Raw genomic sequence first — 20,574 nt, forward strand, 5'->3', positions numbered from 1 at the left:
GCTAGCCTCTTGCCGCTCCCTGCGGACTGAGGGCTGGTACCAGCACCCGCCGTGTCACGCGCTTGGCGACGGGGACACCCTGGTAGAGGCGCTTCTGCGCTTCCACCACGACCACGCCGGAAAAGATCGGCCAGAAGCGTCGACCCGCGCGCTCAAGAACCTGGCTGAAGCGGATCATCCAGCGTCCGCTTGAGGGCGGAAAGAACAGGGCATCTCCCCAGGCACCGGGGGTGAAGTTGGTTTCGCGCAGCAGCGCCAGCAGTTGTCCGTGGGAATAAGGCCGTCCGGTGCCGAATGGAGTATGTTCCAGGCGGGCCCAGATCCCCCTCCGATGCGGCACAACGAGGACGAGACGACCACCTGGCGCCAGCACGCGCCAGATTTCAGTTAGCGTTTCATGCGGATTTTCCGAGTGCTCAAGCAGATGAACCAGCAGCATCCGGTCCACGGAAGAGTTTGGCAGCGGGAGGTCTTCTTCCGACACGAGTGCTGTCGCTGAAGGTCCGGCGGCCGGCCAGTTCACCGCACCCTGCGTTGCTGGCATGAACGCGAAAACACGTTCCGCATCGGTGCCAAAGCGCTCGAGCCATGGAAGGGTATAACCGAGCCCGACCAGCCGCTCATTGGGGAGCGGGGTCCAAAGGGAAGACAAGGCCATCGCGATCGCCCGTTCTGCCAGATTGCCGAGCGGTGAGGCATAAAACGCGCGCAGATCAACGATATCGGTATTCATGAAGCGACCCTAGTGGCGCAGCCGTGACACTTCAACGCTCGCTTGGGCTGGCGCTTCGGGAATGCCACCATATCTTCAGCCCTGTGCATCGGGAGACCACAATGCTTCACATCGAGCAGTTCATTTGCCGCACCGACAACTACGGCGTGCTTGTTCATGACCCCGACAGCGGGGAAACACTGGTGATCGATGCGCCGGAGGAAGAAGCGGTTGTGGCAGCGCTCGAGCGGACAGGATGGACCCCCACCAAGCTCCTGATCACCCACCATCACGGCGATCATGTTGCAGGCAATCTCGGCCTCAAGAAGCGCTACGGCATGCCAATCGTCGGTCCCGCTGCGGAAGCCGACCGTATTCCGGGCATCGACCAAACGGTGGAAGAAGGGGACGTCGTGTCGCTCGGCGCGTATTCGGTGGATGTGTTTGCCACACCCGGCCATACCGCTGGTCACATCAGCTTTTACCTTCCAGATGCGAAACTGGCCTTCACCGGGGACACGCTGTTCGCGCTGGGCTGCGGCCGTTTGCTGGAATGCGGACCGGACGTGATGTTTGCTTCGCTGCAGAAGATTGCCGGGTGGCCGCGCGACACGGTTGTTTACTGCGGGCACGAGTACACGCAGTCCAACGCCCGCTTCGCGTTGACGGTTGATCCGGACAACGAGGCACTTCGCACGCGGGCTGCCGAGGTTGAACATCTGCGAGCGCGCAATTCGATGACCTTGCCCACCACAATCGGCGATGAACTCGACACCAATCCCTTCCTTCGCTTCCAAGCCCCTGAGGTGCGAAAGACGCTCGGAATGGAAAGCGCCGGGGATGCTGAGGTTTTTGCTGCCATTCGCAAGCGCAAGGACAGCTTCTAGGAAGCCCCGCTTCCGGTCCGGCGCTTGCCGCCAGACAACATCGACTTGGAAGCGAGAACCGCGCCGCCGGTGATGGCGAGGCAAGCAGCCACGATGCTGGCGCTCGCTTCAGCCGCGCCGGCTGCAATCAGCACCAGCGTCGAAAGCAGTGGCGCTGCATAGCTCGCTGCTCCCAGCACCTGGATGTTGCCGTGCTTGACGCCATGGTCCCAAGTGTAGAACGCAGCCCCGACCGGCAAAAGGCCGAGGCCCAGCACGGCCAGCCACTGGGTGGTATCCTGCGGCCAGACTGTTTGCTCAAGAAGCAAGTGGCAAACCAGCGACAACCCCGCAGTTGCGAGGCAATACCAGGTGACGATGCCCGTCGGCACGGCCTGGAACCGTCGCGACAAGAGGGAATAGGCTGACCAGAACAGGGCGCAAAGACCAGCCATCGCATAACCAAAGGCGAAACGGCTGTCGAACGACACGCTGCCACCCTTGGTGACAATCAGCACGGTCCCGCCGAGCCCAAGGAGGGCGCCGCAGATGTGGAACCACCGCAAGCGTTCGCCCGGCATGAGCGCGGAGCCAAGCACGATCAGAAGGGGCCAGAGATAAGCGATCAGGCTCGCTTCGATCACCGGTGCGGCGCGCAGGGCCGTGAAATAAAAGAAGTGGTAGCCGAACAGCCCACCGATTCCCACAAACCAGACCGACAGCGGCACCCGCGCCTTGGCCCCGGCCGGCTCCAGGATGCGAGCGGCAAGCCCGACCAGCGTGCCAATCGCGAACGTCATGGCCAGCAACTGGAACGGCGGCACGGCGCCGGAAGCGGCGGTGAGAACGGCAAGAAGCGCCCACATGGCGATAGCGGTAAAGCCGATCAGGGTTGCGCGGGCCATGATGTTCCAGATCAGTGATATGCTGCGCGCCTAGCAGCCACGGCTGTCTAATGCCAGCAGCATCAGACGCCGCTGATCTTGCCGACACGGAAATGCACGGTGCCGATGCGCGTTTCCACCTGGCCTTGCAGGGGAACAAAGAAGGAGGTTTTGCCCAGCCGAGCGAAGGTGACTTCCATCCGATTGCCGCCGGCCAGGTATTCGATCGTTTTCGAGCCCTTGCGGTAGCCAGATATTGGCGTGAAGCGAATGGCGCATGTGACGCCTTCGCCCTCGAAGTCCCCGACCTTTGCAGGCGCCTTGCGCAGGAAGCTGAGGCTGAGATCCGCCCGCAACTCTCCATCATAGATCCGTGCCGTGCGGTTGCACACATCGTCCGGGGACGCCGCCTGCACCAGCGTAGCGGTGAGCGGATCCACCACATCCGCGAGGTGGGCGGCTTCAACCGGGACCCAGCTATGCCGGCGCGGCTTGGGCGGAGGCGCGTTTTCGGTCGCCACGACGTTGCCGTCTTCGAGCCGCACCAGGGTCCACTGCTTCTTCTTGCCGGACGTGTAGTCCAACTCGTAGCGCTGCGGTTCGGCATCCTTATCTTCGAGGCGCCCCGACGCTTCCACTGTTCCCTTGGTGTCGTCGAAGATCGCAGCCAAACCCGAGCTCGAGACCTGCCCTTGGATCTCGTAGCTGGTTTCGGTCCACCGGCTCGTGAAGGTAGATCGCGCAATCGGCAGGCCGAAGATCGAAACCACGTATTCGGCCTGAAAGGTTTGTGCGCGCGCAGGCACGGCCGCGGCGACCAAGCCGCCCATGCACGCCGCTGCCACCATCGCAGAACAAAAAGCAGACCGCATCATCGCCTCCAGAGCCATCGGCTTCGGAGTTACGGGAAGTTCAAGGCAACAGGATGATGAAAAGATCAGCCCGGCTTGGGCGCCAGATTGGCCGTCAAAGCTTCGATCCGTTCTGCAACGTCGAGGAGGACGGTGCCTAGAGTTGCCTCATCCTGCGCTGCCTTTTGCAGCACCTCGTCACGGCTTTGCTGAAGCCCATCGAGCTCGCCTTCGAGGCTTTTCAGCCGCGTTTGCACCTCGCTGAGTTCGTCAAGGATCATGATCCCCGCCATCACGGTCAGGCGCTGGTCACCGATCTCGCCGAAATTGCTTTTCAGGTGGCCGACGTAACGATCAAACCGCTGCGCAAGTTCGAAAAGGTGCTCTTCCTGCCCTTCGTCGCAGGCCATCCGGTAGGCTTTGCCATCGATGGTAACGGTGACTTGCGGCATCGGCGACAGCCCTTATCGGTCCAGAACGGCGCGGATGGTTTCCATCGCCGTGACCAGGCGCCGCGACACTTCCTTGTTTGCTTCTTCCAGCCGTTCAGCGCGCGCTTCCGAGTTATCGAGCTCACCCGCCAGACGTGCACGATCCGCATTCATGCGCTGCACTTCGGCTTCCGCCTCGTGATAGTCGCTTTCTCGCTCAACACGCGCCGCCACGACAGCCTCCAGCGCGCCGAGCGCGCGGCCAAGCCGATCGATGACCTCGTTAAGCGACGTTTCCGCCATACCCTCGTCTTCCGACCGCTCGGCTCCGAAACAAACCTTATGCGAAGCGGCTCGAATCAGTTCGGGCGCCCGCTTGCAGCTGTTTTGCCAGTCTTGGCGTCTCGATTTTAGAACGTCAATGAAGTGTGGTTCGTTTCCCCCGCGAACAGCGCCGAGGGGCGGCGCGTTTGATTGACAGGCCGGTGCTGCCTGCTATGTGTCCGGCCACGCATCAAAACTGGCTCCGCCCCGCTGCATTCAGCCACTTCCTACGCAAAGAAAGCGACGCGCCATGACCTCACGCGACAAACACGATCGGATGGCGAACGCGATCCGCTTCCTTTCCATGGACGCGGTGGAAAAGGCGAATTCCGGCCATCCGGGCCTGCCCATGGGCGCGGCGGATATCGCCACCGTGTTGTTCAGCCGTTACCTTCGCTTCGATCCGCAGAACCCGAACTGGCCGAACCGCGATCGCTTCATCCTTTCGGCCGGCCACGGCTCCATGCTGCTTTATTCGCTCCTTTACCTCACGGGGTACGAGGACATGACGCTGGACGAGATCAAGAACTTCCGCCAGCTCGGTTCGAAGACGGCCGGCCATCCCGAATACAAGCATGCGGATGGTATCGAAACCACAACCGGTCCGCTGGGGCAGGGCCTCGGCAACTCCGTCGGCTTCGCCATTGCCGAACGCCACCTCAACGCCGCTTACGGCGATGACCTCGTGAACCACTTCACCTATGTGCTTGCCGGCGACGGCTGCTTAATGGAAGGCATCAGCCAGGAAGCCATCACGCTGGCCGGTCACCTCAAGCTGTCTAAGCTCATCGTGTTCTGGGACGACAACCAGATCTCGATCGACGGTCCCGTTTCGCTTGCAGACTCAACCGACCAGAGCGCGCGCTTCGAAGCCTCGGGCTGGCACACGCAGCGCATCGACGGGCACGATCCGGAAGCGATCGCTCAGGCGATCGAAGCCGCACAGGCTTCTGACAAACCGAGCATGATCGCGTGCCGCACCACGATCGGGTTCGGCTCACCAAACCGCGCAGGGACCAGCAAGGCGCATGGTTCGCCACTGGGCGCCGAAGAGATCGCCGCCACACGTCAGGCGCTCGGCTGGGAATTCGAACCGTTCGTGGTACCTTCGGACGTGCTGGACGCGTGGCGGCTGGCCGGCCTCAACGCCGCCAAGCACCAGAAGGCATGGCAGGAACACTTCAACGGCTTGGACGCCGAGCTGAAGGCGGAATTTGAGCGGCGCTTCCGTGGCGAACTGCCGGCTGGCCTGGATGAAGCTATTACCACCTACAAGCGCAAGCTTTCCGCGGACAAGCCGAAGGTCGCAACCCGCAAGTCGTCGGAAATGGCGCTGGAAGTCATCAACGGCGTGGTGCCGGAAACGATCGGCGGTTCAGCCGACCTGACCGGCTCCAACAACACCAAGACCAGCCAAACCAAGCCGCTGTCGGCCGATGATTATTCCGGCCGCTACATCTATTACGGCATTCGTGAGCACGGCATGGCCGCTGCCATCAACGGCCTTGCGCTGCACGGCGGCGTGATTCCTTACGGCGGGACCTTCCTGACCTTTTCCGATTATGCTCGTCCATCCATGCGGCTTGCTTCCTTGATGCACATCCGCTCGATCTTCGTGATGACGCATGACTCGATCGGTCTTGGCGAAGATGGCCCGACGCATCAGCCGGTGGAGCATCTTGGGGCGCTGCGCACCATCCCCAACCACTATGTGATGCGTCCAGCCGATGCGGTGGAAGCGGTTGAATGCTGGCAAGCCGCGTTGAAGTCTCAGTCGACGCCCTCGACGCTGGCACTGACGCGGCAAAACCTGCCGACGCTGCGCACTGAACACACGGATGAGAACCTTTCAGCACGCGGCGCCTATGAACTGGCGCCAGCGAGCGACGCTGATGTGACGATCTTCGCGTCCGGCTCGGAAGTCGAGATCGCGCTTGGCGCCCGTGAAAAGCTCAAGGCTGCAGGCATTGCTGCGCGCGTCGTGTCTGTGCCGTGCATGGAGCTGTTTGCAGAACAGGACGAAGCCTACCGCAAGGCGATTACCGGAACCACGCCCGTGAATGTGGCGATCGAAGCCGGTGTCCGCGAGGGCTGGGATCACCTGATCGGCCGCGATGGCATTTTCATCGGCATGAGCGGTTTCGGTGCCAGCGGCAAGATCGAGGATCTTTACCCGCATTTCGGGATCACCGCAGAGGCCGCCGCGGCAGCGGTCCAGAAGCGCCTGTCTGCTTGAGCATTGTTTTTGAAGTTGCGTTGAAAGCCTGATCCAAAGGCAAGGGAGAGCGGAATGACAGTGAAAGTCGCCATCAACGGGTTCGGGCGTATCGGCCGCAACATCCTGCGCGCCATCCATGAGAGCGGCCGCACGGACATCGAAGTCGTTGCCATCAACGATCTTGGCCCGGTGGAAACCAATGCTCACCTGCTGCGCTTCGATTCCATCCACGGCAGGTATCCTGGCAAGATCGAGGTCGACGGCGATTACATCGTCGTCGATGGAAAGCGCATCCGCGTCACGGCGATCAAGAACCCGGCCGAGCTGCCGCATGGTGACCTTGGCGTTGATATCGCGATGGAATGCACGGGCATCTTCACGTCCAAAGACAAGGCGTCCGCACATCTTTCGGCCGGTGCCAAGCGCGTCATCGTTTCGGCGCCTGCCGACGGCGCGGATCTCACCGTGGTTTATGGCGTGAACCACGACAAGCTGACCAAGGACCACATGGTCATCTCGAACGCGTCCTGCACCACAAACTGCCTGGCGCCGGTCGCTTATGTTCTTCACGAGGCCGTCGGCATCGAAAAGGGCTTCATGACGACCATCCACTCCTATACGGGTGACCAGCCGACGCTCGACACCATGCACAAGGACCTTTACCGCGCCCGTGCAGCCGCCTTGTCGCAGATCCCGACGTCGACCGGTGCGGCAAAGGCGGTCGGCCTCGTGCTGCCGGAACTCAAGGGCAAGCTCGACGGCTCGTCGATCCGCGTGCCCACCCCGAACGTGTCAGTGGTGGATCTGAAGTTCACGGCGTCCCGCAACACCAGCGTTGAAGAAATCAATGAGGCTGTGAAATCGGCTGCCAACGGCAAGCTCAAGGGCGTGCTGGCGGTCACCGATCAGCCAAACGTGTCGATCGACTTCAACCATGATCCGCACTCGTCCACCTTCGCGCTGGACCAGACAAAGGTGCTGGAAGGCAACTTCGTGCGCATTCTGTCCTGGTACGACAACGAGTGGGGCTTCTCGAACCGCATGTCGGACACCGCTGTTGCGTTCAGCAAGCTGATCTGACGCGCCACACCGCACGTTCAGCAGTTGATGACGAAAGCGCCCGACTTCGGGCGCTTTTTTCGTTCACGGATTGGTGACCCGACTCGCAAGCAAGCTTCGCTACGAGCGTGGCATATGGATGGGACTGGAAGGGAGGGTCGGCCTCCAGGGGACAGGTGTGGATGCTGGACGGCGTATATTTCATTACCTTGATCGGCACGCTGCTCGTGCTGGTTGCCGCCTTTTCCAGCCTTCTTTCGTTTCGCTTCGGCGCTCCCCTGCTTCTCCTGTTTCTGGGCATCGGCCTGTTGGCGGGGGAAGACGGCCTCGGGCTGACCTTCAGCAACTCCGCCGCGGCCTATTTCATTGGCAGCCTCGCGCTGGCTGTTGTTTTGTTCGACTCCGGCTTCGGAACTTCCATCGCTACCTTCCGCTTGGCAGCGGCGCCGGCAATTACCTTGGCGACCGCGGGTGTGATCCTGACCGCTGCGATCTTTGCCATCGCGGCTCACTTTTTTCTCGACCTGTCCACCCTCCAGTCGCTGCTGCTCGGCTCCATTGTTGCGTCGACGGATGCCGCGGCCGTGTTCTTCCTGCTGCGGATCGGCGGCATCAATGTGCGCGATCGGGTCCGCTCGGCGCTGGAAGTCGAGTCCGGCGCCAACGACCCGATGGCCATCTTCTTGACCATCTCGCTTGTGGAACTGATCACGAGCGGCGCGGGCATGGAAAAGATCGGCCTCGACCTTGCCGTTGATTTCCTCCTGCAGATGGGCGTCGGCGTTCTGGCCGGTCTGCTTGGCGGCATCCTGATCGTCGCCCTGATCAACCGCTTGAAGCTCGATCGAGGGCTGACGCCCATCTTCACCATCGCGCTCAGCATGCTGGTGTTTTCGGTCACGGGTGCGCTCGGTGGAAGCGGCTTCCTCGCCGTTTACGTGGCGGGCCTTTACGCCGGCAACCGCAGCATTCGCGCCCATGCCAGCATCCGACGCTTCAACGACGGTCTCACCTGGCTGGCGCAGATCATCATGTTCCTCGTGCTCGGGCTTCTTGCAACGCCATCGCAGTTCCCGGCCATTCTTCTGCCCGCGCTTGGGCTCGCGCTGTTCTTGATCTTTGTCGCGCGTCCGCTCGCCGTGTGGATCTGCCTTCTTCCTTTCAACTTCCACCGTACGGAAACCGCCTTTCTTTCGTGGGTCGGCCTACGTGGCGCCGTGTCGATCCTGTTGGCGATCGTGCCGGTTCTGGGTGACGTGCCCAACGGGCAGATCTTCTTCAACGCTGCCTTCATCATCGTTCTTGTGTCGCTGCTGGTGCAGGGCTGGACGATCGGCCCTGTGGCTCGCCGGCTGGGTCTCATCGTGCCGGCGCATATCGGCGCAGTGGACAAGGTGGAACTGGAACTGCCCGGCACCGCCCATCATGAGCTCCTGGTGTACCGCGTCGTGCCTAGCAGTCCTGTTGCCAAGGGGGAGCGCGTACCGCGTTGGGCCCGCCCGTCGCTGGTGATCCGTGATGGCCAGTCCATGCGCTACCAATATGCCGGACGCCTCAGGGCGAACGACTATGTTTATCTCTTTACGCATCACCGCTACCCGCGCCTCCTCGACCGTCTGTTTGCAAGCCCCGCGGTTCTGGATGGCGACGATGCCGAATTCTTCGGCGCCTTCACAATCGATGCGAAGCGTCCGGCGATCGAACTGCAGGCGGCCTATGGCCCGCAGTTGCATCCGGGCGAAGAAGACATGACCGTCGCCGAACTGATGACGGCGCGGCTCGGCGGACGTGCCGAATATGCCGACCGCGTTCCGATGGGACCGGTGGATCTCATTGTGCGCGACATCGATGACGATGGGATCATCCAGACCGTCGGGATTTCCTTGGAGCCGGAATCGCGTGCGCCCAATATTCCGGCCTTCTTCAACCTGCGCGAGATCGCGGACAAGGTGCGGGAAAGCTGGCGCAACCGGAAGGCCAGGACGGCCCCGGGTCCCGCAGAGCAGCCCGAAAGCAGCGAGCCTGCTCCTTAATCGATTTTGCTGCGGAGGCGCTTCGTGCACCGCTTGCACGCAAGCGTGGCATGACGTCTATATCGCGCGGCCGAAACAGGGAGTTAGACGATCATGGCAGCTTTCCGGACGCTGGATGATGTTGATGTCAGCAACAAGCGCGTTCTTGTGCGTGTCGACCTCAACGTTCCCGTGCAGGACGGAAAGATCTCCGACACGACCCGCATCGAGCGGATCAAGCCGACGATCACCGAACTCGCTGACAAGGGAGCACGGATCATCCTGCTGGCGCATTTCGGACGCCCCAAGAACGGGCCCGACGAAACGAATTCCTTGAAGCCGGTGGCAGAAGTTGCTGCCGGCATCTTCGGACGACCGGTTGCCTTTGTGCCCGACTGCATCGGCGATGTGGCGGAAGCCTCCGCCGCCGCCATCCAGGGCGGCGACATCCTTTTGTTCGAGAACACCCGCTTCCACAACGGGGAAGAAAAGAACGATCCTGAATTCGCAAAGGCGCTCGCGAGAAGCGGCGACATTTTTGTGAATGACGCGTTCTCGGCGGCGCATCGTGCGCATGCGTCCACGGAAGGGCTGGCCCATCTGCTGCCTGCCTATGCCGGGCGGACCATGCAAGCGGAACTCGATGCGCTGGAAAAAGGCCTCGGCAACCCCAAGCGGCCGGTGGTCGCCATTGTCGGTGGCGCAAAGGTTTCCACGAAGATCGACCTCCTGCAGAACCTCGTCGGCAAGGTGGATGCGCTTGTGATCGGCGGCGGCATGGCCAACACCTTCCTTGCGGCGCAGGGGATCGACGTCGGCAAGTCGCTTTGCGAGCACGATTTGGCCGAAACGGCCCGCTCCATCTTGAAGGCAGCCGAGCAGAGCGAATGTGCGATCGTTCTCCCGACGGATGCGGTTGTGGCGCGCGAGTTCAAGGCGAATGCAGAGAACCAGGTCGTATCTGTGGATGCAGTGCCATCGGACGCGATGATCCTCGATGTCGGTCCGCAAACAGTGGGCGCCATTGCAGGGTGGATCGACAAGGCAGCCACGGTGGTCTGGAACGGACCGCTCGGCGCCTTTGAGATCGCGCCGTTTGACAAGGCAACTGTGGCAGCAGCCAAGCACGCGGCGGCGCGTACAACCGATGGTGGACTTGTCTCCGTTGCCGGCGGCGGCGATACCGTGTCGGCCTTGAACCATGCCGGGGTCGAAGATCAGTTCACCTATGTGTCCACCGCTGGCGGCGCATTCCTGGAGTGGATGGAAGGCAAGGAGTTGCCAGGCGTGCAGGTCCTGAAGCAGACCTGATCCCGGCTCAGCCTACGGGCTAAACCGATTTAGGAAAGTTTCAATCGGTTCAATGACTTAGAAGATGTTCCCCTCCCGCTATCTGTCTGTTATGGCCGCGACAAGGACCATCAGGAGAGCATCATGACCACCGAACGGCTTGAAGATATCGCAGTGGCGATGGTTGCGGACGGCAAGGGCATCCTCGCTGCAGACGAGAGCTCGGGCACCATCAAGAAGCGCTTCGATAGCATTCAGGTCGAGTCGACCGCCGACACGCGGCGCGATTACCGCGAGATGCTTTTCCGCGCCGATGACGCGATGAAGAACTATATCTCGGGCGTCATCCTGTATGACGAAACCCTGCGCCAGAAGGCCGTCGACGGCACACCTCTCGCCGAACTGATCAAGGCCGCCGGGTCGATCCCTGGCATCAAGGTCGATGCGGGCGCAAAAGACCTGCCGAACTTTCCGGGCGAAAGCATCACCGAGGGCCTGGATGGCCTGCGCGAACGCCTTCAGGAATACTACGGGCTCGGCGCTCGCTTTGCGAAATGGCGGGGTGTGATCGCGATTTCTGACGGTCTGCCGACTTGGGGTGCGGTGAAGCAGAACGCGCAGGCACTGGCTCGCTACGCAGCGCTGTGCCAGGAAGCCGGCATCGTGCCGATCGTGGAGCCGGAAGTTCTCATGGACGGCAAGCCGGGCGATCACTCGATCGACCGCTGCTACGACGTCACCGAATGGGTGCTGAAGACGGTCTTCACCGAGCTGTACGACGCCCGGGTTTCGCTCGAGGGCATGATCCTGAAGCCGAACATGGTGATCGATGGCAAGAATGCCCGCAAGGCAAGCGTCGAGGAGGTGGCCGAAAAGACGGTTCGCTGCTTGAAGGCAACCGTACCGGCTTCCGTGCCGGGCATCGCGTTCCTGTCCGGCGGCCAATCGGACGAGGAAGCCACGGCGCATCTGTCGGCGATGAACTCCGCCTACGACATGCCATGGAAGCTGACCTTCTCGTATGGCCGTGCGCTGCAAGCCGCTGCGCTGAAGGCGTGGGGCGGCAAGACCGAGAACGTGGCGGCCGGCCAGCGCGCATTTGCGCACCGTGCCCGCATGAACTCTATGGCTGCAGCCGGCACCTGGAAGACGGACCTCGAGAAGGCGGCCTGAGCTTCCTGCTCGACGAATGGAAGAAGGCCGCTCTTGGGGCGGCCTTTTTGTTTCGCCTCACCTCAAGAAGGGCTTGGCCTTCATCGTGTCCGGCACGGCCACGCCAAGCCGGGTGAGGACCGTTGGCGCCAGTTGAAGCTGGTCGAGCAGCGTGTCGGGCGAGGGGCCCTTGCCTGAGCCAAAGTAGTAAAGCGCGAAGTCCTGCATCTCGTCGTCGTGTCCGCCGTGATGGCCTCGGTTGGTTTGTCCGTGGTCAGCGGTCACGATCACTTCGAAGCCCGCATCGCGCCACTTCGGCAGAAAGGCTGCCAGCATCACATCCATCATGGCGAGCGCCTCGTCCATCTCGTGGCAGTCGTGGCCATAGCGGTGGCCCATGGAGTCCAGCGTGCAGGTGTGCAGGATGCCGTAGTCGATGCCGAAGCGCTTGGTCAGCATGGTGAGCGTGGCGAAAAGGTCCATGTCGCTCGGCGTCATCTGATTGCGCAGATTGTAGCCGGTCATGGAATGAAAACGGCCATAATTGATTGGGCCGGATGGCTCGTCATATTCAAGGTCTTCCAGGAGATCGAAGGGGTAGGAACGAAAGAACTCCGACCAGTAGGAATGGGTCACGGCGCCCGTCTTGCCCCCAGCTTTTGACACTTCGGAAAAGATGTCCGGTTGCGTCACGCGGTGGCGAATTGAGTTGGACAGAACTCCATGCACCTGCGGCGGCACGCCAGTGTGGATCGACGCGTAGCAAGGCCCGGAGATTGACGGAACGACGGAGCGCATGCGCCATTTCTGCGCATCGCCCGACCGGACCCAGCCTTCCAGATTGCCCATGAAGGGCTTCCAGTTGCGCCAGGGGAGCCCGTCGAGAATGATCAGGAGGAGCTTGGAAGAAAGAGCCATGGCGCGTGTTCCCGGACAGCAAAAAAGCGGCGGACTAGGCCCGCCGCTTTCTTCAATAAGCCAAGATCAGGCGGTGAGCCAGCACTCGGCGAGAGCGTAACCATCCATCATTTCTGCCTGGCTGTGCTTCTCGTAGCCGCCGCATTTCGGGCCGGAGGCATCGATGAACTCGCTGAAGAACGGCACGATCAGGCCGCCTTCATCGCGGATCAGCATCGCCATGTCGCGATAGATCGCCTTACGCTTTTCCTCGTCCAGTTCGCCCTTCGCCGTTTGCAGCATCTGGTCAAATTGCGGGTTCTTGAAGCGCGTGTCGTTCCAGTCCGCATCGGAGGCATAGCCGGTGGCGTACATCTGCGCCTGCGTGGAGCGACCACCCCAATAAGACATATGGAACGGCTGCACGTTCCAAACCTGCGACCAGTAGCCGTCGCCCGGCTCGCGGCGGATATCGATGGTGATACCGGCTTCAGCAGCGCTTTGCTGGTAAAGCTGTGCTGCATCGATTGCGCCCGGGAAGGCCACTTCCGACGTGCGCAGCAGGATCGACCCGCTGTGGCCCGACTTCTTGTAGAACTCGCCTGCCTTTTCCGGATCAAAGGCCCGTTGTTCGATGCCCTCGGGAAACAGCGGGTAAGCGGAGTTGATCGGGAAATCGTTGCCGAGCGAGCCGAAGCCCATCAGAACCGTGTCGAGCAGTTGCTGGCGGTTCATGGCGAGCTTCAGCGCCATACGCAGGTCGTTGTTGTCGAACGGTGCCGTGTCGCAGAACATGTTGAAAGGATAATAGCCGCGTCCGGCGACGTTCTGGATGGTGACACCCTGAAGGCGCTTGATGAGGCTCACCGTCTTCGGATCGAGGCGGTTGATCATCTGGACCTGCCCGCTTTGCAGCGCGGCATTGCGTGCGGTCGCGTCGTTGATCACGATGATCTCGACCTGGTCAGCGAAGCCCATATTCTCCGCGTCCCAGAAGTTGGCAAAGCGCTCCCCACCGTGACGGATGCCCGGCTCGTTCACGGTCACCTTGTAGGGGCCGGCGCCGATCCCCGCATTTGGATCGTCCTTGCCGCCGTTAGGCTGGATCAGGAGATGGTAGTCAGCCATCAGGTAAGGGAAGTCGGCATCGGGGGAGGAAAGCTCCACGATGACTTCCTTGCCGCTGACGCGCACGCCCGTGATGCCGATCAGGATGCCGGCAGCGCCTGACTGGGACTTTTCGTTGGCATGGCGCTCGATCGTCGCGGCCACATCTTCGGCAGTCACCGTCTTGCCGTTGTGGAACTCGATTCCGTCGCGCACCTTGATGGTCCACGTCTTGGCACCGTCTGTGGATCCGATCTCCTCGGCGATCCGGTTTTCCAAGCCGCCGTCGCGGGTAAGACGAACGAGAAACTCGCCCCACTGCTTGCAGAAGTTGAATGGCACGGAGCTCTGGTTCAGTGCGGGATCCAGGCTGTCGGTGGAATTGCCGCCCTGCAGGCCGGCGCGAAGAAGACCGCCGCGCTGCGGCGTTTGAGCGAAAGCGGCGCCCGAGAGCAGCGAATTGGCAGTGGCGGCCGTGAGGCCGAGTGCGGCGGCACGACCAAGGAAGTCCCGGCGGGACAGTGCGCCGCGCAGAACGCTGCGGCTCAGATGATCTAGTTCGGATGTCATGCGGGTGCTCCTCGTGATGTGATTCACATCCCTTCGCGGCTTCGCATGACATTCTTATGATCCGAGGCGAAATTCCTCCTTCGAAGCGCCGGATCTTAGTTCTGGCACCGGATCAGTTGCCAGCGCCGACCATCTTGCGACCCTGGATCGCCTTTTCCAGCCAGCCGATCTCCATTTCCGGCACCGAGCGCAGGAGAAGGTCGGTATAGTCGTCGAACGGTGGCGACAGTACCTGGCTCTTCGGCCCGTAGCGCACGACTTCGCCGCGATACATCACCGCAATGGAATCCGCGATCGACTTCACCGTCGCGAGATCGTGCGTGATGAAAAGGTAGGCGACGTCTTCTTCCTTTTGCAGGCCGAGCAACAGCTTGAGGATGCCATTCGCCACAAGCGGGTCGAGCGCGCTGGTGACCTCGTCGCAGATGATGAGCTTCGGTTTGGCAGCAAGAGCGCGGGCGATGCACACGCGCTGCTTCTGACCGCCCGACAGTTCTGCCGGGTAGCGATCGGCGAAACCCTTGCCCATCTCGATCTTTTCGAGCAGTTCGGCCACGCGCTGATCGCGTTCGCGCCCCCGCATCTTGAAGTAGAATTCGAGCGGGCGGCCGATGATGGTGGCCACCGTTTGGCGCGGGTTCATCGCAACGTCCGCCATCTGGTAGATCATCTGCAATTCGCGCAGATCAGCGCGCGGCCGATCGGCCAGCCGATTGGCCAAGGTGCGATCTTCGAAGGCCACGGAGCCGGATTCAGGCGGCAAGAGGCCGGTGATGGCGCGAGCCAGCGTTGATTTGCCGGAACCGGACTCGCCGACCACCGCGAGTGTTTGGCCCGGGTAGATGTCGACCGAAACGTCCTTCAGAACCTTGATCGCGCTGTTGCCGTAAGACGCCGTGACGTTCTTCACCGACAGGAGCGGCTTATTTCCCGGCGCATGCTCCTGGTGCTCGATGTGGTGCACGGACACCAGCGCGTTGGTGTATTCCTGACGCGGCTCCTTGATGATCTGCTGCGTGCCGCCCCATTCCACCAGCTTGCCGTGGCGCAGCACCATGATCTCGTCGGAAACCTGCGCCACCACCGCAAGATCATGCGTGATGTAGAGGGCGGCCACATGCGTGTCGCGAATGGCCTCCTTGATCGCCGCAAGAACATCGATCTGAGTGGTGACATCAAGCGCGGTGGTCGGCTCGTCAAAGACGATCAGGTCAGGCTCGGAGCACAGCGCCATGGCGGTCATGACCCGCTGCAACTGACCGCCCGAAACCTGGTGCGGATAGCGATCGCCAATGGTTTCGGGTGAAGGAAGGCTGAGCTTGCGGAAGAACTCCACGGCCCGTTTTTCAGCCTCGGCGCGCGATGACACGCGATGCTCCACCGAGGCTTCCACCACCTGGTCCATCAGCTTGTGGGCGGGGTTGAAGGCGGCCGCGGCCGATTGCGCGACATAGCAGACTTCCTTGCCGCGCAAGCGCCGCACGTCGCCCGTGTTGCCCTTTCGAATGTCGCGGCCGTTCAGCAGGATTTCTCCGCCGGTGATCCTCACACCGCCACGCCCAAAGCCCATGGAAGACAGGCCGATGGTGCTTTTTCCCGCGCCCGACTCTCCGATCAGGCCCAGCACCTTGCCCCGTTCGAGTTTGAGCGAAACGTCGTCCACAAGCACGACATTGCGCGGTTGCTCGCCGGGAGGGTAGACGGTCGCCTCGATGCGCAGGTTGCGGATGTCGAGAAGCGGGCCGTCCTTGCGCCCCTTCGTTGGTGTTCTTGCCATCAGCCGCGGCCTCCCTTCAGGCTCGTGGTCCGGTTCAGAACCCAGTCGGCGACCAGGTTGACGGAGATCGCCAGGGCCGCGATGGCGGCCGCAGGGATCAAGGCTGCGCCGATACCAAAGACGATCCCGTCCTTGTTTTCCTTGACCATGCCGCCCCAGTCGGCCTCAGGCGGCTGAACGCCCAGGCCAAGGAATGACAGCGCCGACAAGAACAACACGGCATAGATGAAGCGAAGGCCAAGTTCGGAAATCAGCGGCGACAGCGCGTTTGGCAGGATTTCGCGAAAGATCACCCACACGGTTCCTTCGCCACGCAGGCGGGCCGCTTCCACGAAGTCCATCACGTTGATGTCGACCGCGACGGCTCTCGCCAGACGATAAACGCGGGTGGAGTCCAGGATACCCATAACCAGGATCAGGGTAACAATCGTGGTTGGAAGCACGGAAAGCACCACGAGCCCGAAGATCAGGGTGGGGATGGCCATCAGGAGATCAACGAGCCGCGACATCACCATGTCGAACCAGCCGCCGACCACCGCCGCGGTGAAGCCCAGAACTGCACCAAGGGTGAACGACAGCATGGTCGCAAGAACCGCGATGAAGATCGTCGTCCTGGCCCCGAAGATGATGCGGGAAAGAAGATCTCGGCCGATGTTGTCCGTGCCGAGCCAGTGGGTGGAGGACATCGGCGCCCAAACATCTCCCACGATCTGTGCCTTGCCGAACGGCGCAAGCCACGGCGCGAAGATCGCTGCAGCAAGGAACAGGAAGGTGAGAAGGAGGCCGATGGCGGCTCCGATTGGAATGCTTCGGAAGCTCATTTCGGATGCCTCAGGCGCGGATTGGCAGCAATGGCGGCGATATCGGCTACGATGTTCAGCGTGATGTAAACGGCGGCGAAGATCAGGCCGACGGCTTGCACGACGGGAACATCGCGCTTGGCGACGTGGTCGACGAGATATTGCCCCATGCCGGGATAAACGAAGATGACCTCCACCACGACCACCCCAACCACGAGGTATGCGAGGTTCAGCATCACCACGTTGACGATAGGGGCGATGGCGTTCGGAAAGGCGTGACGCCGGATGATGTCGAGCGGCCGCAATCCCTTGAGCTCGGCCGTTTCGATATAAGCGGACTGCATCACGTTGAGGATGGCCGCGCGCGTCATGCGCATCATGTGCGCCAGAACAACCAGCGTCAGGGCAGCAGCGGGCAAGGCGATGGCCTGCAGCTTTTGCCAGAACGGCATGGAGTCATAAACGGTGGAGATCGGCGGAAACCACTGCCATTTCACGGCAAAGAAATACACGAGCAGGTAACCGACAAAGAACTCCGGCACCGAGGTCGATGCCAGCGCGAAGCCCGAGATTGCCTTGTCGACCGGACCGTTGCGGTAGCGCACCGCAAGCAAACCGAGCAGGATCGCCAAAGGCACGGCCACAACGGCGGCCCAGAACGCCAGGAACAGCGTGTTCCAAAGGCGCGGCAAGAGCGTGGTGGCAATGTCCTGACGCGTCGTCAGCGCCGTACCTAGGTCGCCGGTCAGGATGCCGCCGAGCCAATCGAAATACCGGACATATGCCGGCTGGTTGAGACCGAGTTGCTCGCGCAGGTTGGCGACCGCCTGAGGCGTTGCCGATTGGCCGAGAATTGATTGTGCCACATCGCCGGGCAAGATCTGGGTTCCGGCAAAGATCAGAACCGACACGGCGAAAAGCAGGAGGAAGCCCAGCGCAACGCGCTGGGCAATAAGCTTGACTAAAGGTGACCCCATCCCCTCATGTCCCGGCTTAAGCCGCGACCCAGCACTCTGCGAGTGCGTAACCGTCCATGAGTTCGGCCGCTGGGTGAGGGTCGTAACCACCCACCGCCTTGCCAGTGGCATCGATGAAGTCGTTGAAGAACGGCACGATCAGGCCGCCTTCATCGCGCATCATGATGGCCATGTCGCGATAGATGGCCTTGCGCTTTGCCTCATCCAGCTCGGCCTTGGCCTTCAGCAGCATGGCATCGAACTCGGGGCGCTTGAACCGCGTGTCGTTCCACTCAGCGTTCGATTCGTATGCCGTGGAGTACATCTGGTTCTGCGTCGAGCGACCACCCCAGTAGGACAGGGAGAACGGCTGCTTGTTCCACACTTCCGACCAGTAGCCGTCGCCGGGTTCGCGGCGCACGTCGATCGTGATGCCGGCCTGTGCGCAGCTTTGCTGGTAAAGCTGGGCCGCGTCGACGGCGCCTGGGAAGGCGACGTCGGAGGTGCGAAGCAGGATGGGACCGCTGTGACCGGACTTCTTGTAATAGGACGCAGCCTCCTCAGGATCAAAAACGCGCTGCTCGATGTCGTCGGGAAACAGCGGGTAGGCCGAATTGATCGGGATGTCGTTGCCCACGGTGCCGTAGCCGCGCAGGATGGTTTGCAGCATTTCTTCGCGGTTGACAGCAAGCTTGAGCGCCATGCGCAGATCGTTGTTGTCGAAGGGTGCGGTGTCGCAGAACATGTTGAACGGGTAGAAGCCGCGGCCCGAAACGTTCTGAATCGTGACGCCAGGCACCCGCTTCACCAGGTCGACGATCTTTGGCTCGACGCGGTTGATCAGATGCACCTGACCGCTTTGCAAGGCAGCCGTGCGGGCCGTCGCGTCGTTGATGACGATGATCTCGATCTGGTCGGCGTGGCCCATCTCGTCGCCACCCCAGAAGTTGGCGAAGCGCTGGCCGCCGTAACGGACGCCGGGTTCGTTGATGGCCACCGTGTAGGGCCCTGCGCTCACGCCCTCAGCTGGATTGTCCTTGCCGCCGTTTGGCTGGATCACGAGGTGATAATCCGCCATCAGGTAGGGGAAATCGGCATCTGGCTCCTTCAAGGTGACAACGACGTTCTTGCCGTCGACCTTGATCGTATCGATGCCCGTGAGGATGCCATGGGCGCCGGACTGCGACTTCTCGTCGGCATGGCGCTCGAGCGTCGCCGCAACGTCCTCAGCCGTGACGGTCTTGCCGTTGTGGAACTCAATGCCGTCGCGGATCTTCATGGTCCAGGTCTTGGCGTCGGCCGAAGAACCGATCTCCTCGGCGATCCGGTTCTGCAAGGAACCGTCGCGGTTCAGTCGGACCAGGAATTCACCCCATTGCTTGCAGAAGTTGAACGGCACCTGGCTCAGATTCAAAGCGGGGTCGAGGCTGTTGGTGGATTCGCCACCCTGCATGCCGGCGCGCAGGATGCCGCCCTTCACAGGACCCTGGGCGCGGGCGGCCGAAACCAGAAGGCTGTTTGCAAAAGCGGCAGTGGCGCCGAGAGCAGCGGCACGGCCAAGGAAGTCGCGCCGGCTCATCTTGCCCAGAACGGCATAGCGGCTGAGAAAATCCAGTTCGTTTGACATTTGATGTTCCTCACTCTGTTGGTGTTTGTTTGGATCGGTGTACCGATCATCATTAACAACGATATTGCAGTTGAATGGCCGATCGCCATTGGACCGGTTGCGACATCAAGTGGCGTAAATGTTGTGTCGCGTTTGGTCTGAAACTGCTGCCGTTCAGATGCGTTTCAAAACGATGGCGATCCCGAAAATGCGTGTAAAGCCAATGATGTGGCCGATTCAGCCGGCGGCCTTTGCCGACGATTCGCATGTCGCTTTATCGTGGAACCACGCCGGAACCCCCCGATGGCTTCACTTTCATGCTGCTCAACCCCCTGACCGGGAATAGTCCCTTCACGCCCGGTTTTGCAACCGCTTACCCGCCGCTAAAGCCAGGCGTGTACAAAAAAGGGGCCTCGCGGCCCCTCTGCTTGTTGGCTGACAATGATGCTCAGGCCGGTTCCTGCACGTGGGCTTCGAGGAACCAAAGATTCTTGTCGAGCACGCGCGAGAAGGCCGTGAAAATGTCAGCGGTGTCGGCATCGCCTGCTTCTTCCGCTTCGTCGATCGACTTGCGAACGGCATTCGCCGTATCGCCATAACGGTCAATCAGCGCGTGCAGGTGATCCTTCACCTGGTAGATATCGGTCGGATAGGGCTTCAGCTGGCTTTTCTCGCTAACGGTTTCCTTGGTCCCGAGGGCGGTGCCGCCGAGCTGGACAACGCGTTCCGCCATGGTGTCGACATGCACGTCTATGTCCTTGCGGAACTGATCCAGAAGTTCATGAACGGCGATGAACTGCGGTCCCTTAAGGTTCCAATGGGCCTGCTTGGTGATCAAGGCCAAGTCGATAGCGTCGGCAACCCTGGCGTTCAAGAGTTCCATTGCGACCTGCTTCGTGTTGGAAGCGAGATCGATGCGGGTGGAATGGGTGGTCATGGATCGTCTCCATTGAAATGCAATCAACACGAACGGCTTCAGTTTAGAACTGTTCCAAAGTAGCGTGGAATGGCAGCCCTGCGCAAGGTGATTGGCTCGCCTTGAACGCGCGCGGCGTCGTTCAT

General features: G+C 61.4%; 18 protein-coding genes. 6 read left to right on the forward strand and 12 right to left on the reverse strand.

Annotated features, from left to right (window positions below):
- Position 1 precedes the first annotated feature (1 nt).
- Entirely contained in the window at positions 2–733 is a 732-nt protein-coding gene (locus tag J5Y06_RS05930) for a class I SAM-dependent methyltransferase (protein WP_209334101.1), read from the reverse strand.
- Between the two features lie 101 nt (positions 734–834).
- Here J5Y06_RS05930 and gloB point away from each other — a divergent pair, with 101 nt between their 5' ends.
- Entirely contained in the window at positions 835–1,599 is a 765-nt protein-coding gene (gloB, locus tag J5Y06_RS05935) for a hydroxyacylglutathione hydrolase (RefSeq protein ID WP_209334102.1), read from the forward strand.
- Here the strand turns inward: gloB and yddG are convergent.
- From yddG to J5Y06_RS05955, 4 genes are all read right to left on the reverse strand, one after another.
- A complete protein-coding gene (gene yddG / locus J5Y06_RS05940; RefSeq protein WP_209334103.1) occupies positions 1,596–2,483 on the reverse strand; it encodes an aromatic amino acid exporter YddG in 888 nt (295 codons plus the stop codon). The genes gloB and yddG overlap by 4 nt on opposite strands.
- Positions 2,484–2,545: 62 nt before the next feature.
- Positions 2,546–3,292 carry a DUF3108 domain-containing protein gene (locus J5Y06_RS05945; RefSeq protein WP_209334104.1) on the reverse strand — a complete coding sequence of 249 codons (747 nt, stop codon included), beginning with the start codon at positions 3,290–3,292 and terminating at the stop codon, positions 2,546–2,548.
- Positions 3,293–3,399: 107 nt separating this feature from the next.
- Entirely contained in the window at positions 3,400–3,765 is a 366-nt protein-coding gene (locus J5Y06_RS05950) for a cell division protein ZapA (protein WP_209334105.1), read from the reverse strand.
- 12 nt (positions 3,766–3,777) lie between these two features.
- On the reverse strand, positions 3,778–4,047 hold the full coding sequence (locus J5Y06_RS05955; RefSeq protein ID WP_209334106.1) for a DUF4164 domain-containing protein: 270 nt from the start codon (positions 4,045–4,047) through the stop codon (positions 3,778–3,780).
- Between the two features lie 271 nt (positions 4,048–4,318).
- On the opposite strand from J5Y06_RS05955, the gene tkt reads away from it, so the two are divergent.
- The 5 genes from tkt (at position 4,319) to J5Y06_RS05980 (ending at position 11,820) form a co-directional block, all read left to right on the forward strand.
- Positions 4,319–6,304: a transketolase gene (gene tkt, locus J5Y06_RS05960; protein WP_209334107.1), complete on the forward strand. Its 1,986-nt coding sequence runs from the start codon at positions 4,319–4,321 to the stop codon at positions 6,302–6,304.
- A 54-nt stretch (positions 6,305–6,358) separates the two neighbouring features.
- Positions 6,359–7,366 (forward strand): type I glyceraldehyde-3-phosphate dehydrogenase, encoded by a 1,008-nt coding sequence (gene gap, locus J5Y06_RS05965; RefSeq protein WP_209334108.1) that lies wholly within the window; start codon positions 6,359–6,361, stop codon positions 7,364–7,366.
- A gap of 164 nt (positions 7,367–7,530) precedes the next feature.
- Positions 7,531–9,378 carry a potassium/proton antiporter gene (locus J5Y06_RS05970; RefSeq protein WP_209334413.1) on the forward strand — a complete coding sequence of 616 codons (1,848 nt, stop codon included), beginning with the start codon at positions 7,531–7,533 and terminating at the stop codon, positions 9,376–9,378.
- Positions 9,379–9,471: 93 nt separating this feature from the next.
- On the forward strand, positions 9,472–10,668 hold the full coding sequence (locus J5Y06_RS05975) for a phosphoglycerate kinase (protein WP_209334109.1): 1,197 nt from the start codon (positions 9,472–9,474) through the stop codon (positions 10,666–10,668).
- 123 nt (positions 10,669–10,791) lie between these two features.
- A complete protein-coding gene (locus J5Y06_RS05980) occupies positions 10,792–11,820 on the forward strand; it encodes a class I fructose-bisphosphate aldolase (RefSeq protein WP_209334110.1) in 1,029 nt (342 codons plus the stop codon).
- A gap of 57 nt (positions 11,821–11,877) precedes the next feature.
- On the opposite strand, the gene J5Y06_RS05985 is transcribed toward J5Y06_RS05980, so the two are convergent.
- The 7 genes from J5Y06_RS05985 to dps all read right to left on the reverse strand — a co-directional run bounded on the left by J5Y06_RS05985 (position 11,878) and on the right by dps (position 20,449).
- Complete coding sequence (locus tag J5Y06_RS05985) at positions 11,878–12,717, reverse strand: alkaline phosphatase family protein (RefSeq protein WP_209334111.1); 840 nt, start codon at positions 12,715–12,717, stop codon at positions 11,878–11,880.
- Between the two features lie 66 nt (positions 12,718–12,783).
- Positions 12,784–14,373 carry an ABC transporter substrate-binding protein gene (locus tag J5Y06_RS05990; protein ID WP_209334112.1) on the reverse strand — a complete coding sequence of 530 codons (1,590 nt, stop codon included), beginning with the start codon at positions 14,371–14,373 and terminating at the stop codon, positions 12,784–12,786.
- Between the two features lie 112 nt (positions 14,374–14,485).
- Positions 14,486–16,150, reverse strand: a complete 1,665-nt coding sequence (locus J5Y06_RS05995) for an ABC transporter ATP-binding protein (protein WP_209334113.1) — start codon at positions 16,148–16,150, stop codon at positions 14,486–14,488.
- Positions 16,150–16,971: an ABC transporter permease gene (locus J5Y06_RS06000; protein WP_209334114.1), complete on the reverse strand. Its 822-nt coding sequence runs from the start codon at positions 16,969–16,971 to the stop codon at positions 16,150–16,152. The genes J5Y06_RS05995 and J5Y06_RS06000 overlap by 1 nt, the downstream gene beginning before the upstream one ends.
- The gene (locus J5Y06_RS06005; RefSeq protein ID WP_209334115.1) at positions 16,968–17,927 is read right to left on the reverse strand and encodes an ABC transporter permease; all 960 of its coding nucleotides are present in this window, start codon (positions 17,925–17,927) and stop codon (positions 16,968–16,970) included. The genes J5Y06_RS06000 and J5Y06_RS06005 overlap by 4 nt, the downstream gene beginning before the upstream one ends.
- A gap of 16 nt (positions 17,928–17,943) precedes the next feature.
- Complete coding sequence (locus tag J5Y06_RS06010; protein WP_209334116.1) at positions 17,944–19,533, reverse strand: ABC transporter substrate-binding protein; 1,590 nt, start codon at positions 19,531–19,533, stop codon at positions 17,944–17,946.
- 427 nt (positions 19,534–19,960) lie between these two features.
- Positions 19,961–20,449, reverse strand: coding sequence for a DNA starvation/stationary phase protection protein Dps (gene dps, locus J5Y06_RS06015; protein ID WP_209334117.1), 489 nt, complete (start codon positions 20,447–20,449; stop codon positions 19,961–19,963).
- Between the last annotated feature and the right edge of the window lie 125 nt (positions 20,450–20,574).

Origin of the sequence: Tianweitania sediminis (assembly GCF_017813335.1) — a bacterium.
Lineage (GTDB): Bacteria > Pseudomonadota > Alphaproteobacteria > Rhizobiales > Rhizobiaceae > Tianweitania > Tianweitania sediminis.

Bases quoted from the DNA above. Each gene is read 5' to 3' on its own strand.
- J5Y06_RS05975 (WP_209334109.1), top strand. From the start codon at position 9,472: ATGGCAGCTTTCCGGACGCTGGATGATGTTGATGTCAGCAACAAGCGC.
- J5Y06_RS05955 (WP_209334106.1), bottom strand. From the start codon at position 4,047: ATGGCGGAAACGTCGCTTAACGAGGTCATCGATCGGCTTGGCCGCGCG.
- J5Y06_RS05990 (WP_209334112.1), bottom strand. From the start codon at position 14,373: ATGACATCCGAACTAGATCATCTGAGCCGCAGCGTTCTGCGCGGCGCA.
- gloB (WP_209334102.1), top strand. From the start codon at position 835: ATGCTTCACATCGAGCAGTTCATTTGCCGCACCGACAACTACGGCGTG.
- J5Y06_RS05985 (WP_209334111.1), bottom strand. From the start codon at position 12,717: ATGGCTCTTTCTTCCAAGCTCCTCCTGATCATTCTCGACGGGCTCCCC.
- tkt (WP_209334107.1), top strand. From the start codon at position 4,319: ATGACCTCACGCGACAAACACGATCGGATGGCGAACGCGATCCGCTTC.
- J5Y06_RS05945 (WP_209334104.1), bottom strand. From the start codon at position 3,292: ATGGGCGGCTTGGTCGCCGCGGCCGTGCCTGCGCGCGCACAAACCTTT.
- J5Y06_RS06005 (WP_209334115.1), bottom strand. From the start codon at position 17,927: ATGGGGTCACCTTTAGTCAAGCTTATTGCCCAGCGCGTTGCGCTGGGC.
- dps (WP_209334117.1), bottom strand. From the start codon at position 20,449: ATGACCACCCATTCCACCCGCATCGATCTCGCTTCCAACACGAAGCAG.
- J5Y06_RS06010 (WP_209334116.1), bottom strand. From the start codon at position 19,533: ATGTCAAACGAACTGGATTTTCTCAGCCGCTATGCCGTTCTGGGCAAG.
- J5Y06_RS06000 (WP_209334114.1), bottom strand. From the start codon at position 16,971: ATGAGCTTCCGAAGCATTCCAATCGGAGCCGCCATCGGCCTCCTTCTC.
- J5Y06_RS05995 (WP_209334113.1), bottom strand. From the start codon at position 16,150: ATGGCAAGAACACCAACGAAGGGGCGCAAGGACGGCCCGCTTCTCGAC.
- gap (WP_209334108.1), top strand. From the start codon at position 6,359: ATGACAGTGAAAGTCGCCATCAACGGGTTCGGGCGTATCGGCCGCAAC.
- J5Y06_RS05980 (WP_209334110.1), top strand. From the start codon at position 10,792: ATGACCACCGAACGGCTTGAAGATATCGCAGTGGCGATGGTTGCGGAC.
- yddG (WP_209334103.1), bottom strand. From the start codon at position 2,483: ATGGCCCGCGCAACCCTGATCGGCTTTACCGCTATCGCCATGTGGGCG.
- J5Y06_RS05950 (WP_209334105.1), bottom strand. From the start codon at position 3,765: ATGCCGCAAGTCACCGTTACCATCGATGGCAAAGCCTACCGGATGGCC.
- J5Y06_RS05930 (WP_209334101.1), bottom strand. From the start codon at position 733: ATGAATACCGATATCGTTGATCTGCGCGCGTTTTATGCCTCACCGCTC.